At 62.5% G+C, this 17,105-nt stretch carries 12 protein-coding genes and 1 tRNA gene; 8 read left to right on the top strand and 5 right to left on the bottom strand.

Features of this window, described 5'->3' with window-relative positions; translation table 11 throughout:
• Positions 1-591, top strand: a 591-nt coding sequence (locus tag PMN64_RS35685) for a hypothetical protein (protein ID WP_411784097.1), incomplete at its 5' end; no start/stop codon positions are given.
• A 418-nt stretch (positions 592-1,009) separates the two neighbouring features.
• On the top strand, positions 1,010-4,762 hold the full coding sequence (locus PMN64_RS35690; protein ID WP_411784098.1) for a hypothetical protein: 3,753 nt from the start codon (positions 1,010-1,012) through the stop codon (positions 4,760-4,762).
• 256 nt (positions 4,763-5,018) lie between these two features.
• Here the strand turns inward: PMN64_RS35690 and PMN64_RS35695 are convergent.
• Together PMN64_RS35695 and PMN64_RS35700 are read right to left on the bottom strand one after the other, a co-directional pair.
• A tRNA-Ile gene (locus PMN64_RS35695) sits at positions 5,019-5,094 on the bottom strand.
• A 194-nt stretch (positions 5,095-5,288) separates the two neighbouring features.
• Positions 5,289-6,257, bottom strand: coding sequence for a Bug family tripartite tricarboxylate transporter substrate binding protein (locus PMN64_RS35700; protein ID WP_304496571.1), 969 nt, complete (start codon positions 6,255-6,257; stop codon positions 5,289-5,291).
• A gap of 119 nt (positions 6,258-6,376) precedes the next feature.
• Here PMN64_RS35700 and PMN64_RS35705 point away from each other — a divergent pair, with 119 nt between their 5' ends.
• Complete coding sequence (locus tag PMN64_RS35705) at positions 6,377-7,345, top strand: TAXI family TRAP transporter solute-binding subunit (RefSeq protein WP_411784099.1); 969 nt, start codon at positions 6,377-6,379, stop codon at positions 7,343-7,345.
• 129 nt (positions 7,346-7,474) lie between these two features.
• Here PMN64_RS35705 and PMN64_RS35710 read toward each other — a convergent pair whose 3' ends face one another.
• Positions 7,475-8,686, bottom strand: coding sequence for an ABC transporter substrate-binding protein (locus PMN64_RS35710; protein WP_028342470.1), 1,212 nt, complete (start codon positions 8,684-8,686; stop codon positions 7,475-7,477).
• Between the two features lie 185 nt (positions 8,687-8,871).
• Between PMN64_RS35710 and PMN64_RS35715 the strand changes: the two genes are divergently transcribed.
• Both PMN64_RS35715 and PMN64_RS35720 read left to right on the top strand, forming a co-directional pair.
• Positions 8,872-9,981, top strand: a complete 1,110-nt coding sequence (locus PMN64_RS35715) for a molybdopterin-binding protein (protein ID WP_411784100.1) — start codon at positions 8,872-8,874, stop codon at positions 9,979-9,981.
• A 9-nt stretch (positions 9,982-9,990) separates the two neighbouring features.
• Positions 9,991-11,940 carry a molybdopterin biosynthesis protein gene (locus PMN64_RS35720; RefSeq protein ID WP_411784102.1) on the top strand — a complete coding sequence of 650 codons (1,950 nt, stop codon included), beginning with the start codon at positions 9,991-9,993 and terminating at the stop codon, positions 11,938-11,940.
• A 167-nt stretch (positions 11,941-12,107) separates the two neighbouring features.
• On the opposite strand, the gene PMN64_RS35725 is transcribed toward PMN64_RS35720, so the two are convergent.
• Positions 12,108-14,669, bottom strand: coding sequence for a fused MFS/spermidine synthase (locus tag PMN64_RS35725; protein WP_411784103.1), 2,562 nt, complete (start codon positions 14,667-14,669; stop codon positions 12,108-12,110).
• 184 nt (positions 14,670-14,853) lie between these two features.
• The gene (locus PMN64_RS35730; protein ID WP_016847487.1) at positions 14,854-15,165 is read right to left on the bottom strand and encodes a hypothetical protein; all 312 of its coding nucleotides are present in this window, start codon (positions 15,163-15,165) and stop codon (positions 14,854-14,856) included.
• A 475-nt stretch (positions 15,166-15,640) separates the two neighbouring features.
• Between PMN64_RS35730 and PMN64_RS35735 the strand changes: the two genes are divergently transcribed.
• The 3 genes from PMN64_RS35735 (at position 15,641) to PMN64_RS35745 (ending at position 17,006) form a co-directional block, all read left to right on the top strand.
• Entirely contained in the window at positions 15,641-15,979 is a 339-nt protein-coding gene (locus PMN64_RS35735; RefSeq protein WP_411784104.1) for a hypothetical protein, read from the top strand.
• A 157-nt stretch (positions 15,980-16,136) separates the two neighbouring features.
• Positions 16,137-16,682, top strand: coding sequence for a molybdopterin-guanine dinucleotide biosynthesis protein B (gene mobB, locus PMN64_RS35740; RefSeq protein ID WP_411784106.1), 546 nt, complete (start codon positions 16,137-16,139; stop codon positions 16,680-16,682).
• Between the two features lie 54 nt (positions 16,683-16,736).
• On the top strand, positions 16,737-17,006 hold the full coding sequence (locus PMN64_RS35745; protein WP_028332714.1) for a sulfurtransferase TusA family protein: 270 nt from the start codon (positions 16,737-16,739) through the stop codon (positions 17,004-17,006).
• The last annotated feature ends 99 nt before the right edge of the window (positions 17,007-17,105 follow it).

Raw genomic sequence — 17,105 nt, forward strand, 5'->3', positions numbered from 1 at the left:
CTCTGGGATAGCGCAGGCTGGTGTTCGGTTTTCTATCTGTTTGATCCGACGGTCGCACCTCTCCCAGTGTTGGGTCTCGGGTTCAGGAATAAGGATGCCGCTGAGAAGATATTCAAAGGTTGGCGAAAGCTGTTCGGTGTCGAGGACAAAGCAAACAAGCTGCGTGTGACAATTCTAAAGGGGATTGAGCGAAGTAATCCCGCGGCTTACCGCGTGTACATTGGCACCAACATCGATCCCGACGAGAATGCCAATTCGCTCGTGATGATGGTGGGACGTCATCAGACGATGACGCCAGAGAATACGAGAAATCTCGACGGATTCCTTCGAGTTGTTGGTCAATCGGGACCATATCTGCTGACCCCCGCTCACTTCATATCGGAAACCGAGTTCCCCGATATCGGATTGAGTCTGGCAATTATGAAGACGCAATTGGTTGTAAAGAATGCTTGGGAAGTTTCACTGAATGATCTTGATGTGCCCGCAATAACTCATGACGATGATCCGTTCATTCCCGCGGATGTTGAGACCGCCCCTGTGACTGAGGTCCTTGAGACCATCCGGAAGTTTGCGGAACGACATCGCGACTAGCGATTAAAGCGCGTATGGCGTGTAGCCCTCGGCGGCCGCGATGTCATCCAACGTTATGCTGCCGCAGGATCCGTTGCATCATGAGGCGTCGCTCGCCGGAGGCACTCGCACGAGGGGCTCGCCTTCATTTCATTCCGGCGCCGGTATCGCTGCCCATCGCTAGGTTGGCAATCCGCAGCAGCGCGATCTCCGAATTCCTCGCCGTCACTGCGGAGGAGGTCCTACAGCGCATGCGAATCTCTGGAAGTTGTGCGATCTTCCTGCCACGTGCATCAGACCATTATCTGGTATTTTCCTCGGATTGCGATGTTTCGGTCGTTTCGGCGATTGTCATGGCGCGCCGCGAGGGTTTCGGCCCTTCCCACGCTTCCTGGACAGGTGTCTATTGAGCAAGCACTCTCCCTCCTCAGAAGACTTGATGACAGTTATGGCGGATATCGGCGGCCGTACCGAGCTGGCGCCTGTCGCTGCGGAGCTAGAGGCGTACCTACATGATGCCCAGTCGTTCAATCCGGTGCGGCTCGCGGCAGCGTTCGCAGGGCTGCTTGCCGTGCCTCAGCTTCAAAGCAACTGTCTTCGCCTCGAAGCCCTCGTGCATTTATCACTGGCGACCGGCAACGGCCTATTGGAGCCGGACCGACAGATTGTCGGTCACCTCTTTAGGGAAGCAGGCAACGGAAGGCTTGGTGTCAGGGAAGATCCAGCCGAAGATGTCTTTGTAGGGCTGATCGTGACTCCGCGCGGTGACTTTCGGGTGCTCGAAGGAATTTGGGAATCCGCGAGCTTTTATCTTCAGCGATTTGTCAACCTATTGGAGCTCTTCCCCGCTGGAGACCTCGTCAACCGGCTTCGCGAACCCGTCTACGCATTATTGCGCTTGTCAGACCTCGTTTGCCGGCGAGCAGGCCTCGTCCGCTACCAGCTCGGTAGTGACACGCGAGCTAAGGTGTTACCCGCTCCATTGTTGGACGCTGTAACCACTTTGAGTGAGGTAGTGTCTTTTACCGAGGCGGATTTTAAAGCTCACGGAATATCGCTAGAGCACCTTGTGGCGTTTGGCTTCCCGGCGGAGCAACGCGCGAGGCTGTCCTCCGAGGCGATTGGCAATTCGACCTTAGAGCGATTTCCGATCGCGCACCGCAATGGAGAATTCTATTTTCTACTACCGACAGCGACGAGTGCTGCTATTCGTCGCTTCATCACCGAAATGATGGAAAGCGTCGATCTTCGAGAAGCCCAGATCGGCTTCCTTGCGATGGAATATGGTAATCTCTTTGGAGATGTCCCGTTGCTCGGCGAGCGCCGAGGTGCTCCGATTGAATTTCGACGCACGGAAGATAGTCTTCTCGCCGGCGTTATGATGGAGGTCGATCCGGGACTGTTCATCAATGTGGTGTTTTTTGTTGATCCCCTGAAGGACTTTGCGCAAGACGGCCTCGTCGGGGAAATATCCGACCTCGATAAACTGTCTAAAGACGTCGGAGCGTGGATAGAGTCTGCAACCGGTCCGGCTTGTGCCTCACCCGGCTATCGTGCGGGAATGACCCTGCTCGTCGGATGCGGCATCGGTCGCGCAGCTGTCCAGTTTTCCGTTCCACAGTTGCCGCCCGGCTGGAGTTTCGAGGCAGTTAGCGCGCCAAATCTGCACACACTGTGCTGGTTGAACGACTTTAATTCCCTTTCGTTGTGGCGCTTACTGCAAAGCGAAAAGCGCCTCGGTGAATTGGGCGTGACGCTCCAGAACGTGAACGGCCTTCTTAATCTTGTTGGTTGGGCGCGCTCGCTGGAAGGTCATCTCGTTCCGCATGGCGACATTCCAGATGAGTTCGGCGAAGACGGCCAACGCGTTACCGTTCTAATAGAACAGAATGCTCTCCGCAATGTGAGGGCAGCCGTACCGCACTTCTTCGACGTTCACTCCGCCAGAGCCAAGGATGGGCGATGGTTGAAGCTCCGTAAAGAGGGCAAGTCTATCTTTGAAGAGGATAGTGGTAAGCCTGTCTATTTCGCGGTCGATGGCCGGGGTGATGGTGGTTTCGCGCTGGCCGCATACGAATCGCCCGCGCATGTTTGGTGGTGTGACGTAGACATAATCGAAGAAGCGGCGCGGCCGCTCGCTTACGACAGAATAAGAATGCTGCAAACATGGCTTTGCAAGGGCGTTCCCGTCATGGAGCGAGCCCTTTCTGGATTACCTGCCGGGCCTCTAATGCTCAAATGCGTCTTTCAAGGGCAGCTCGGCGATAAAGAAGGAAGTGGTAAACGCGTCCGCCTCACATTCGAAGAAGCGAAGGCCGCAATCGCTTCGTCCATTGACCATGCCAACGCGACCGTCACCCTCACGATTGATCCCCGCTTCGAAGAGGCATTATTCCATCCCGAAAACATAGCCGAACAGGCTCTTGTCGACAGCCTCCTTGAGAGTTTCGCGGCGCTAGCAGGTCGAAATCTTTCCGATCCGGAGCGGGGTGCGTTGCTTAAAGAGATCGTACCTAATGCCTACGCGCGGCAGGCTCACGCGTTCCTCGCCGCCACCTTTCGGGATTACGTACGGGACGCAATTTGGGCTGGCCCTGTCACGATCGATGAAGAGGACGACGCATTTCTCAAGCTCGGCCTTGGTTGGCGTCAGCGCACGCGAGCGCAGGGTGGTGATATCGCCGGAACGAAAAAATGCCTCTCTTACCTCAATCCCCTTGTCGAGCTTCTCGAAGATGAAGTCTGTCAGGAACTTCGCCAGCTCGATCGTCGCTCGGTACTCTCAATCGTCCTCATGAACCACGAGAGCGCCGCAGCAGAGCGGGATAACTGGAAACGTACCGCCGCCGCCGTCTTAGCCTTGCACAACGACAAGACGGCGGCCCGGGACACGATGGTCGAACGTGAATCGCGTCTCAGTGCGGTTTTTCTGACGTCGCGCGTTCTGATTGAGTTTGCGATCTGTGAGTGCCCGCTGGCGGGCGGGCGCAGAATTGGCAAGCTTGATCTGTCCGGCCTTATGGCAAAGATCATGATGATCCAAAGGCTCGGCGGCTGGTCGGACGCGATCAGATGGGGCGGCATGGAGCCACGCTTGCACGTGACGCCTCTCGGCGATATCCACGCAAACTTCTCCTTTTATGACCGAATCCTTGTACCGTTTGCCCGCGTGGCAAGCGACCTGCGGGTCGATGACGACGTCAATTCGTACGCTGAAGGATTTGAAGAGATTGAAGCGGTCCCGACGGACACGAGTCCGTGGCCGGATCCGTTCTGGCAAGCTTGGGAGGAAGAGACCGGCGGGACATTTGATGAGATGCGCAAGTTTCTCGATACTCTGGAGGACAACGTCCTGAAAACCGGGCGCGCGATAGTTTCTATTAAGAAGAGCCAGTTGCTGGGATTCTTTGGCTGCGAGGCTGCCATTTCATCGAGTATAGCAGGTCGCATTTTGGAGAATCTCACTCTTGCCAGTAGGCCGCTGTGGCGTACCGTGCCCGCTGGATTCAATGAAAAAGATCGGTTTCCATGGCGTTTTCGGCGCCGGCTTTCCGTTTTGCGAAAACCTCTGATCCAAATTGATCTGCAGGATGATCCGACTTTCATTCTGGCGCCAGGCCTCGTGAGGGAAGCCGTCGTCTACATGCTCGGCAACTATCACCGCGGCGATTTCCCGCTCTGGCAGCTCAAGCCGAAAATGAAAGCATGGGCAGGATCCTCCCGTAACAAGATGGGTAGTGAGTTTGCCAAGAAAGTCGCCGAGCGGTTGACTGAGCTTGGTTGGAAGACCGCCGTCGAAAAGAAGGTCACGGAGATTCTGCGTGCTCGCTTCGATCGAGATTATGGCGACGTCGACGTACTTGCTTGGAATGATGCTACCGGTCGTCTCCTGCTTTGCGAGTGCAAGGACTTGCAATATCGCAAGACGGAAGGCGAAATCGCCGAGCAGCTCTCGGATTATCGGGGCGAGATCGACGACAAGGGCAAGCGCGACGACCTAAGGAAGCATCTCGACAGGATCGATCTGATCACGCAGCATCTTCCCAAGTTGCAGGCCTATGTTGGTATGTCCGGGACGCCGCGCGTTGAAGGTCATTTGATCTTCCGGAACCCCGTGCCGATGCAGTTCGCGGGGGAGCAGATGAAGGCGCAAACCGGGTTGCACACCTTTGCCGATATCGATCGAATATAGTACGGCCTGACGGGCTTGCGAGCCAGCCTGTTGCACGCGCGGAATCTTTGGCAGCGCGGGGTAGCGTTCGGGAAGCCCGCATTGCCGCTCAATGCCAGCTGCGCCTTTAGCGGAGATGGCACTTTGCTGCGAGGATGATCTTGGCGTGGAAGTGGAGCGCCACCCCTCACGAACGAAAAGAGCACGTATCTGGTGCGGTTTCTGGTGCGGTCGTCGCGCTGCGGGCAATGAAGGCTCGGTAAGACGCTGATCTTGCTGGTGGGCCCGGCAGGACTCGAACCTGCAACCAGACCGTTATGAGCGGCCGGCTCTAACCATTGAGCTACAGGCCCCGCCGCCTTGCGGGCCGCGGGGCGCGGCCGGCAACGGTGCGGGCTCCGTTTACAGGGTGACCGCGGTTTCGGCAATGCCGCCCCCGCTTCCCTGTGCCATCGCCGCCGGGCCAGCCACGTCTCGCGGCTGGCATCGCTGGAACAGCGGCCGGCAGCCATCTTGCCTGGCCTTCGTCTCCCTGGCGACCGGCGCCTCAATCCACCGAGACGCCGGCGAACTCGACGACTTTGCGCCATTTCTCGGTCTCGTCGGCCACCAGCTTGCCGAATTCGGCCGGGGCCATCGGCTTCGGGATGCCGCCGACTTCGGCGAGGCGCGCCACGAGCTTGGGATCCTTCAGCGCTTCACCCACCGCCTTGTTGAGGGCATCGACGATCTCCGGCGGGGTGCCCTTCGGCGCCGAGATGCCGTAGAAGCCGACCGCCTCGAAGCCCGGCACGGTCTCGGCGATCGCCGGCACGTCGGGCACGCCCGCCCAGCGCTGCGGCGAGGTGACGCCGAGCGCGCGGACGCTGCCGCCGCGGGCCTGCTCCAGCGCCGACGGCAGATTGTCGAAGATCAGCTGCACCTTGTTGGAGATGATGTCGGGGAAGGCGATCGCGGATCCCCGATACGGCACATGCAGCATGTCGCACTTGGTCATCGCCTTGAACAGTTCGGCCGACATGTGCACCGAGGTGCCGTTGCCCGAAGAAGCATAGGAGATCTTGCCGGGATTGGCCTTGCAGTAGTCGATGAACTCCTGGACGGTCTTCACCGGCATCGCGTTCGAGACCACCAGCATGTTGGTGAGCTGCATGATGCTCGCGACCGGGGTGGTGTCGCGCAGGAAGTCGAACGGCAGCTTTTTGTAGAGCGAGGTCGAGATCGCGTTGTTGGGCGCGACGAACAATAGCGTATAGCCGTCAGCCGGCGAGTTGATCGCGGCGGCGGCGGCGATGTTGCCGCCCGATCCGGTGCGGTTCTCGACGATGAATTGCTGGCCGAAGTGATCCGACAGCCACTGGCTCATGATGCGGGCGACGATGTCGACCGGGCCGCCGGCGGCAAACCCGATCACCCAGCGTACCGGGCGGTTCGGATAGTCGGATGCGGATGAGGGGGCAATCGAGGCGAGGCAGCAAATCAAACCAAGCAAGGCAGCACGCGCGAACCGGATCATCGTCTCTCCCGTCATTTTCTTGTGACTGTTGCCGGCATGGTTTCACAAAACGCTGGCTTTGCCTACGACGTCGCCCGTGCGACGATAGTCGGGTTCGTGTGGAATGCTTGAGGCTCGGGATGAAATTCGCTGTTATGGTGTGCGCCGGCGCGCTGCTGCTCGCGGGCGGGGCGGCGGCGCAAGAGGGGAGCAAGACCATTTCCAAAACCACGATCAGTTTCGCCACGGCGACGCCGGGTGGCGGCTTTCCGCTGTATGGCAATGCCTTTGCCGAGGTGATGAATGCGGCCGACCCGACGCTGTCGATCGAGCCGCGCAACACCAAGGGCTCCAGTGAGAACATCCCGCTGCTCGAGGCCGGCGACATCGATATCGCAACCGTGGCCGGCGAGCCGTCCTATGAAGCTTTCATGGGCATCGGCCGGCCGAAGGCCACCAGGCTGAAGATCCTCACCGCGATGTATTCGAGTCCCGGCATGTTCGTGGTGCGGGCGGACAGCCCCTACAAGACGATCCAGGATCTGGTCGGCCAGCCCGTTGCGTTCGGCGCCAAGGGTTCCGGCCTGCCGATCCTGTCGCGCTACATCCTCGACGGCATCGGGCTGAAGCAGGACGAGGACTTCAAGTCGATCTATCTCGATCGCGCCGGCGACGGGCCCGCGATGGTCGAGGACGGCCGCGCCGCCGCATTGTGGGGCGCCGGCATCGGCTGGCCCGGCTTCACCAAGATGGTCGAGAGCGCCACCGGCGCGCGCTTCATCGCGCCGACCACGGACGAGATCGCCCGCATCCGTGCCAAGCACACTTTCCTCAAGCCGCTGACGATCCCCGCCGGCAGCTATCCGAAGCAGACCGCGGCAATCTCTTCGGTCGGCTCCTGGAGCTACATCCTGGTGCGCGAGACCTTGCCCGACGATGTCGCCTATCGGCTGGCGAAGACGCTGCACGGTATCGAGGCGACCTTCTGCAACAAGCTCGCCCAGGCGTGCGAGACCACGGCGGCGAACACCGTCGCCGCCGCGCCTGATGTCAACCTGATCCACCCCGGCGTGCTCAGATATTTCCGCGAGATCGGGGTGGCGAAGTGACCTCTGCATGGACGCGTCATCGCGTCCATGCAGAGGTCATTCCGGGGCGATGCGTCAGCATCGAACCCGGCATCTCGAGATTCCGGGTCTGGTGCTTGCGCACCATCCCGGAATGACGACCTTCGGTCGTCACTTCTTCGCCATCGCGCAGGCCGGGTCCGGCGGGCCGAACGCGTCCTCGCCGGAGATCTTGGCCAGGATCTTGTAATAGTCCCACGGATATTTCGACTCGGCCGGGGTCTTGACCTGCACGAGCCAGAGGTCGTGCACCATCAGATTGTCCTCGCGCAGCTTGCCGTTGCGGGCGAAGAAATCCTCGACCGGCTTCTCGCGCATCTTGGCCGCGACCTTGAGCGGATCGTCGGTGCCGGCATCCTTGATCGCGTTCAGATAGGCGGTCACGGAGGAGTAGACGCCGGCCTGCCACATCGTCGGCATCCGGTTCATCTTGGCGAAATAGCGCTTCGACCACTCGCGGGTCTTGTCGTCCATGTCCCAGTAGAACGAGGTGGTCAGCAGCAGGCCCTGCGCGGCCGACAGCCCGATCGAGTGGATGTCGGTGATCAGCGCCAGCAGTGCCGCCATCTGCTGCCCGCCGGCGAAGACGCCGAACTCGGCGGCGGTCTTGATCTCGTTGGTGTTGTTGGGCGGTCCGCCGGCAATGCCGATGATCTTGGCCTTCGAGGCCTGCGCCTGCAGGATGAAGGACGACAGATCGGGCGTCGCAAACGGCGGCCGCACCGCGCCGAGCACCTTGCCGCCGTTCTTGGTCACGATCGCGGAGGCGTCCTTCTCCAGCGAGTGGCCGAACGCATAATCGTCGGTGATGAAGAACCAGCTGTCGCCGCCGCGCTTCACCACCTCCTGCGCGGTGCCGACCGCGAGCGCCCTGGTGTCGAACACCCACTGTATCGCATAGGGCGAGCAGAACTTGCCGTGGAAATCGGTCGCGCCGGTCGAGTGCGTGATGAACAGCTTCTTCTTTTCGTTCGCGATGTTCTGCACCGCGAGCCCGACCGCCGAGACCGGCACGTCGACGATGAGGTCGACCTGATCGACGTCATACCAGCGTCGCGCGATGGTCGCGCCGATATCCGGCTTGAGCTGGTGATCGCCGACGATCACCGAGATTGGCTTGCCGAGCACCTTGCCGCCGAAATCGTCGATGGCCATCTGCGCGGCGGTGACCGAGCCCTGGCCGGTCGGCGTCGAGGCGGGGCCGTTCATGTCGGTCAGCACGCCGATCTTGACGATGTCGTCGGATACCTGCGCCGATACGGTCGGGGAGGCCAGCAGCGCGGCTGCGAGCGTCCCGAACATGGCTAGTCTGGTGGCCTTCATTCTGTCTCCCTCCTGAATTGGCGCATTGGCCATTATTGGTCGTGCCGGGCCTTCGGGGACCTGGTCATATTGGTTTCTTTTGCAACTATATTGGGGCCTGCGTCAACGCGCCATCGGTCTAATGACGCAGCCCCGGCGCGGCGAGGGGCAGTTTCATTCGGGGCCGATTCAGTCCATAGCGGGCCATGGTCACCGCCCAGCGCCTTCCGCCTTCGCTCACCCCGCTCGATGCGGCACTGGCTGCCGTGCTGCGCGACGTCGGGCCGGTCCAGCCGATCGCGTTGCCGCCGGCCGACGCCTTGCGCTGCATTGCAGCCGAGATGCCGGCCTTGCGCGCCTACCCGCCGCACGATGTCGCGGTCAGCGACGGGTGGGCGATGCGCGCCAATGACCTGGTCGGCGCGTCGTCCTATGCGCCGTTGCCGCTGGCCGAACCTCCGGTCTGGGTGGCGGCAGGCGCCGCGATGCCTGAAGGCACCGACTGCGTGGTCGATGCCGATGCCGTCGATATCTCCGGTCCGCTTCCGCAGGTGCTCGCCGAAGCGATCCCGGGACAGGGCGTCAGGCGTGGCGGCAGCGACATCGCCGTTGGGCGCACCGTGATCGCAGCCGGGGAGCCGCTGCTGCCGCGCGGCCTGCTGCTCGCGCGCGCGGCCGGACTGCAGATGTTGCGCGTGCGACGGCCGCGGCTTCGTATCGTCAACATCGCCAATGGTGAGCTGACCGCACAACTGATCGCCGACACCGCGCGCCTCGCGGGCGCTGAGGTCGTCGGCATCGAGGCGGCACCCGATGTGGCGGCGATTGCAAACGCACTCGATACCGACGGCTGCGATCTGATGATCACGATCGGGGGCACCGGCGTTGGTCACACCGATGCGACAGTGAATGCACTGGCATCGCGCGGCGCACTGATCGCGCACGGCATTGCCCTGCAGCCCGGGCGCACCACGGCGATCGGACGGATCCATACCACTCCGGTCGTCGCCTTGCCGGGCGCGCCGGATCAGGCTTTCGCGGTCTGGTGGGCGATTGCGCTTCCCCTGCTCGACCGCCTGTCGGGTCGGCGCTCGCGCAAAACGCTGGCGCTGCCGCTGGAACGCAAGATCGCCTCCGGCGTCGGCGTTGCCGAGGTCGTGCTGCTGATACGCGAGCAAGGTTCCTGGGCGGCGCTTGCGACCGGCGACCTGTCGCTCGATGCCATTGCGCGCGCCGAAGCCCTGCTGATCGTGCCTGGCGCCGCCGAGGGCTTCGCTGCGGGCACGGTGGTCGATGCCTATATGTTGCGGGAGTGAGTTCCCGAGATGACCAACAGTTTCACGCCGAAACCCAATCCGTCCGTCGAGCAGGACCAGTTCCTGACCATCCTGTCGCGCGAGGAGGCGCTCGCACGCTTCGAGGCGGCGCTGTTCCCGCGCCAATTGCCGTCCGAGAGACGGCTGCTCGCCGATGCGCTCGGCCGTGCACTGGCGGAGGACGTGGTGGCGCCGATCGACGTGCCGCCATTCGATCGCTCCAATGTCGACGGCTTTGCGGTGCGCTCGGCCGATCTGGCGCGCGCCGGCGAGGCCGCGCCGGTGGAGCTCGTGCTGAACGACGAGACGATTTCGTGCGGGACTGCGCCGGCCCTGCCGGTGCTCCCGGGTACTGCAACTGCGATTGCGACCGGCGGTCCGGTGCCGCGCGGTGCGGATGCCATCGTGATGGTCGAGCACACCCAGCCCGCCGGTCACGGCACCATCGAGGTCCGGCGTGCGGCGTCGCCCGGCCAGTTCGTGTCCTATGCCGGCTCCGACATCGCGCGCGGCGAGGCGCTGCTGCGCGCGGGAACGATGATCGGGTCGCGAGAGATCGGCATGCTCGCGGCCTGCGGCATCGCCGACGTTCAGGTGACGCGCCGTCCGCGCGTCGCAATCCTCTCGACCGGCGACGAACTGGTGCAGCCGGGTGAGACGCTGCGGCCGGCCGCGATCTACGACACCAATGGTGCGATTGTCACCGCGGCGATTGCCGAGAACGGCGGCGACGCTTCGTTCCTTGGCGCGATCGCCGACAACGAGGCGATGCTCGAGGCCGCGATGCGCAAGGCGCTGGCGGACAGCGACATGCTGGTGCTGTCGGGCGGCACCTCCAAGGGCGCGGGCGACGTCTCGCACCGGATCATCACTCGCCTCGGCAAGCCTGGCATCATTGCACATGGCGTGGCGCTGAAGCCCGGAAAGCCGCTGTGCCTTGCGGTGTGCGACGGCAAGCCGGTGGTCATCCTGCCCGGCTTTCCGACCTCGGCGATGTTCACCTTCCACGACATGATCGTGCCGGCGCTGCGGCGGATGGCCGGGCTGCCGCCGCGATCCGATGCCAAGGTGGCGGCGAAGGTGCCGGTGCGCATCGCCTCCGAGCTCGGGCGTACCGAGTTCGTGATGGTGTCGCTGGTCGAGGGCGCCGACGGCCTGATCGCCTATCCGAGCGGCAAGGGCTCGGGCGCGATCACCTCGTTCGCGCAAGCCGACGGCTTCCTGAAGATCGAGGCGTTGGCCGACCAGCTGCCGGCCGGCAGCGAGGCCGAGGTGACGCTGTTCACGCCGCATGTGCGGGTGCCCGATCTCGTCATCGTCGGCAGCCATTGCACCGGGCTCGATCTCGTCACCGCGCCGCTGGCGCATGCCGGGCTTGTAGTGCGTTCGATCGCGGTCGGCAGCCTCGGCGGGCTCGCGGCCGCCAAGCGCGGCGAATGCGATCTTGCGCCGATCCATCTGTTCGACGACAAGACCGAGACCTACAACACGCCGTACCTGGCCGACGGGCTCGAGCTGGTGGCGGGCTGGCGGCGCATGCAGGGCATCGTGTTTCGCAAGGACGACACCCGCTTTGCCGGCCTGAGCGCAGAGCAGGCGGTGCGCGCCGCGCTCGCCGATCCCGCCTGCATCATGGTCAACCGCAACCAGGGCGCCGGCACCCGCATCCTGATCGATCGCCTGCTGGCGGGCAGCCGGCCCGACGGTTACTGGAATCAGCCGCGCTCGCACAATGCAGTTGCGGCCGCGGTGGCGCAGCACCGCGCCGACTGGGGCATGACCATCGCGCCGGTCGCCGATGCGTCGGGGCTCGGCTTCATACCGCTTGCCGAAGAGCATTATGACTTCGCATTGGTGACGGCGCGCAAGCAGCGGCCCGCGGTGCAGGCCTTTCTCGATGCACTGGCGTCGGATGAAGGGCGGGCCGCATTGACGAAGGCGGGGTTCAGGCCGGCGTAGCGTGAGTGTTGGCGTGTGCATGGCGCGCGCGAGTGCCGCAGCAATCACTGCTGTCGTCCCTGCTTTCGCAGGGACGACAATGAGTTTGTTGCGCTGGCTGTGAGTCAAACTTCCGCATTCTCGCGACATTCGGGACTTCCTGATGCGGTGTGCCGGAGGCACCCTGATCACTCGCTTAGCTTGCGGTCCAGGAAGTCGACATAGGAATTGTCCGGGTCCAGTTTGACGGCCAGGCGAAGCGCTGCTCGGGCGGCGGACTTGTCGCCGTCGGCCGTGGCCTTGTGCTCATCCAGGATCGCGTTGGCCACCGTGCGCGCGGTGTCGAGACGGGATCTGTCGATGGAACGGTCGGCAAGATAGGCTTCCACCGGCTCGCGGAGGCGCTTCAGTTCGTCCACGCTGACCGAACTCAGCGGATACCAGTTGTAATATTCAAGACGCGGCCGATCATCCGTGAGGCTCGGCACATCCCCGACAAAGGCCGCGAGTTTTTCATCGGCGGCGATGAATGTCGCCAGGAAATCCTCGGGCGAGCCGAGGCCGTTTGCCGTCAGGTCTTCAGCCACCGCGGGCTTCGACATGCGCATGGCGAGCTCGCGCGGATCGATGTTCAACGGTTCATCTGAGGCGATCGCCACGCCTTCCATTCTGGACGGCAGCCACAGCGAGACATGCTTGAACTGGCCCATCATGGCCTTGAGTATCATCTTCGGAAGAATGCCGCGGTTGAAATCCAGCGGCACCCATTGCGCGAGAACGCCGCCGGGACGCATCTTCTGCTTTGCCAGCGCATAGAATTCCTCCGTGTAGAGGTTGATGACGCCGGCATCATGAGGCGGGGGCGGCTCGAGCGTGATGACGTCAAATGTCTCCTTGGTGCCCAGCAGGAAGTGGCGCCCGTCCGCGACGATCTGATGAACTTTGGGATTTTGATAGAATTGCTTGTTGATCGGCACGAAGTGGGGCGCGAATTCGAAAACCGTCGATGCCAGATCCACCGCGTCGATGGATTGCAATTCCTCATGGGTGCTGACCGCTCCCACCGTGGTCCCGGTCCCGATGCAAATGACGACAGCCGTTTCAACCGGGCCCTGGTGCAGCAGAATGGGATAGTGCCCCATCGCGGCCATGTAGCGTCTGCCCTCGGGACGGTTGTTGGCATAGCTCTTCGAATTCACCACCAATTGCTGATAGGTGCCCGCCGCCTTCTCGCGATACTCGACGACAGCAAAGGTCGCTTGCCGGGTTTCCCGCAACTCGAGCACATTGGCGCCTTCGATCGCGGTCAGGACCCGCTCCAGATAGTGTGGGGTGAAGAGCAGCAGCGCTACGGCGATGACGCTCGCGGCGATCGTCCCTTGCCGCCACAGGCTTCTTTCCCTCAGAAGATCCGGCTGCGACACGGTCGTCGCGACGAACAGCAGGACGTTCACGACAATCAGCGCGGTGAGCGCGCCCTGGCTGCCCAGACAGGGGATCAGCAGAAACCCCGCCGCCAGCGAGCCCACGACGCCGCCGATCGTGTTCAACGCGTAGAGCGTGCCGATCCTGCGGCCCAGCGCGCTCATCTGCATCACGGTCAGTTCGCTGGCCAGCGGAAAGCTGATGCCGATCAGCGTCGTCGGCAGCAACAGGGCAACAGCGCAGACCAGGAAGAATGAAACGTCACCTCCCAACAGCTCCTGCACCGGGACTGGAAGCAGGCCCGATACGACGGGAGACAGCGCTACTCCCATGGTCCGCGCCTTGCCGAGTATTCCGACGGTCAGCGTGGCCGCAACCGCGATCAGCAGCTGCGTCACGGCGAAGTATCGCAGCAACTGATCCTTGCGGGGGGCAAGCAGTTTGGCGCAGATCAGGGCGCCGATCACGAGCCCAAGCAGGTAAACGCCGAGCATGCCCGAGAATGCGTAGACACTCGAGGTGCTGACATTGGTCAGGAATCGGAACCAGACGACCTCATAGGCGATCGACACAAAACCGGAGCACGCGAAAATCCAGATCAGGATCGACGTCCTGTCACGCGCGGTCGCGGCGGTTTGCACCGGCGCCCGTGCCGCAACCGGCAAAAGCGGGCTTGCGCCGCGCGCAACGAACAGGGCCACAACGCCGACGCAGATATACAGCGCTGCCGCAACCAGGCTCGATCCTGCGATGCCCCAAAGGCCCATCAGCACAAAGCCGACAGCCAGGGTGCCGATGGCGGCGCCCAGCGTGTTGAACCCGTAGAGCAGACCGATGCGATTGGCGAGGTCGGTCTGTGTGCGGGTCAGGAATTTCACCAGGAAGGGCAGGGTCGCGCCCATCAACATCGTCGGCAGCGACAGGATGGCGAGCGACACGGCGACCATGAGAGGCAGCCGGAATGGCGACTCCAGGTCCAGCATCGGTGACAGCCAGCCCACCCATGTCGGCCAATGCGACAGGAACGCGGTGACCGCGAGAGAAACGAGCGCGAGAGCGAGTTCGAGAAACCCGTAGATTTTCAGGGGGCGGCTGACGGTGTCGGCGATCCGGCCTCCCAGGGCGCTGCCGAGCGAGAGGCCGAAAAAGAAGCTTGCCACCGTGACGCTGACGGAGACGGTCGCGCTTCCCAGCACGAATTGCAGTTGCTTGAACCAGAGAACCTGCAGGATCAGCGATGCCGCGCCCGATGCCAAAAAGATCGCCGTGACCAGGACCCGGTTTGTCAGGCTTACGGCGTCTCGAACGCCACCACGATTGCGCACTGGACCGGTCTCCCTTTGAACGGGAGAACAGGTAAGACAAATGCTCTTAATATTGCCTTATGGCGGAGCGGCGCTGCGCGGCAGCCGAATCGCGTTGAGATTGCTAGGAAAATTGTCGTTTGGCGGATGCTTGCCGGGGCCGAACGATCGCGTTGTGAGAGGGCCTGTGCGTTGCGGATCCAGCTCAGTGCCGCATGGCCGTCTCCACGAACTCCAGCACGGAGCGCGGGACCTCTTCGTATTCGACGAAACGGCGCCGAAGCTCGTCGGCAATGTCGGTCGTGACATCGCGCGACCATCCTTCATTGGTATTGAAGGCCACGATGCGGACCGGACGGCTGTACTGGTCATCCAGCAGGCGGCGGATCAACGTTTTCCGGTCAGTGCCTTCTTCATCGGTTTCGCTCCAGGCACGACCCAGTCGGCCAAAATCGTTCAGCACCAGATAGGTGTCGTGGTCGATTGAATGCGGCACAATCGAAGGTGAGCGAGGCATACATGGTCCTCCACGGTGCACATTATCGTGTTCCGATCGCCCTGCGCATTGGAAATTTTGAGGTAAATCCGGTGGATAGCGGGATCGCGCGTCGTCAGACGAAGGATGCAGTGGCTCCCTTGGAGCAAAGCGTCCCGTCGCTGGTTATCTCTCATCACCGACATGGGCCCTGTTGCGGACGTCGGTGGTTGAGCGACCAATGGGGCTCCCACCCGCTCGAGGAGCGGAGCGATGTTAAGAAGGCTTCGTTTTAGGAATACAACGCTGGAAGAAGTGCTGGCAGTCGATACGCAGCGGCCGCGGAAGAGGCTGCGGATGCGTGACCAGCCCCCGAGAGAGAGCCGGTCAGCAAGGCTGGCCAAGCCGGGGCGGCCGGTCAGTCAACGAAACGACTGACCCTGCGGGATAGCGAGCCGCACGGGGCGAGCCCGACGCTGCCGAGCCACTTGGGTGAGCCCGACTTGCGCGGCGGCCCGTGAACTGGTTCGCCGATGGCGGCGACCAATCCACCATGGCACTCGACACCGTCAATTTTCGCAAGGTCGCCGCCCTCATCGCGGCGGCCGGCACCTTGTTCTGGCTCTACACCTTCTACGCCATCGCCCATGTGCCGCCTGGCGATGGCACCGGCTTCCAGTGGCTGGCGGTGTTTCCGCTCGGCATGGTGTTCGGCCTGTTCTTCCTGCCGGCCTGGCTGCTCGTCGCCATCGGCCGATTGCCGAGATTCACCGCGGCGCTTGGGGTCTGTGGCCTGATCGCGTTCGCGGTGCTGTGGGCACAGCTGCTGCAGGAGTTTCCGAGGGCTGTCCTCTAGCGAGCCAGTCGATCCGCATCCGCCGGCAAGCCTGGCATGACATTGCTCCAAGGCTGATATAAGCAGCGTTGGGCGCAGGTCGCGGCTTCCGTCGTCACGGCTGGTCCCGGCCATCCATGTCGGCGGAACAGCAGGCGTGGATGCCCTAACGATTGGTATGTCTTCGGAGACGCGTATGAAAGTGATTGGCCTCGCGGGCTGGAGCGGTGCCGGCAAGACCACCCTGCTGTCGCGGGTGATCCCATGCCTGCTGGGCCGCGGCCTGCGCGTCTCCGTGATCAAGCACGCCCACCATGAATTCGATGTCGACGTGCCCGGCAAGGACTCCTGGGTGCACCGACAGTCCGGTGCGACCGAGGTGCTGGTGTCCTCGACGCGGCGCTGGGCGCTGATGCACGAGCTGCGCGGCGCCGATGAGCCGCGGCTGCCGGAGCTGCTCGCCAAGATGGCGCAAGTCGATCTGGTCGTGGTCGAAGGCTTCAAGCGCGAGGCGGTCAACAAGATCGAGGTGTACCGCGCCGCCAACGGCAAGCCGCTGCTGTTTCCCGACGACCCGCGCGTGGTCGGGATTGCCAGCGACGTCGCCGTTGCAACCACGCTGCCGGTCGCGCATCTCGACGATATCGAAGACGTTGCCGAATTGATGCTGCGCGCCGCGATCCCCGTCGACGACGTGCTCGCGCAGGCTCCGGCCGAAGGCTGAAGTGGATGAGGAGGCGGCGTTGACGATGCAGGACGGCTTCGCCATGGTCGAACCATGACAACGACGAAGCTTGATCTCACCGGCCTGAAATGCCCGCTGCCGGCGCTGAAGACGCGCAAGGCCCTCAGGAGCGTGACGGCAGGAGATTTCCTCGAGGTGCATTGCACCGATCCGCTTTCGGTGATCGATATCCCGGCCCTGATCCAGGAGACCGGCGACAAGGTCGAGATCACCGAACGCAGCGACGCCCGGATCGTCTTCTTGATCGAGAAGATCAATGGAGCGATAGGCAATTCGAATGCTGCGTTGCCGCGTACCAGCTAGATGCAGCTTGATATCTACCTTTTGCCTATCGACACCTATTTTCCATTCTGCGCGAATTGATAATGTCCGCCGGGTTGTGGTGATGGAGGTGTGCTCGAG

The sequence above is a fragment of the Bradyrhizobium sp. UFLA01-814 genome (assembly GCF_046718885.1).
Lineage (GTDB): Bacteria > Pseudomonadota > Alphaproteobacteria > Rhizobiales > Xanthobacteraceae > Bradyrhizobium > Bradyrhizobium elkanii.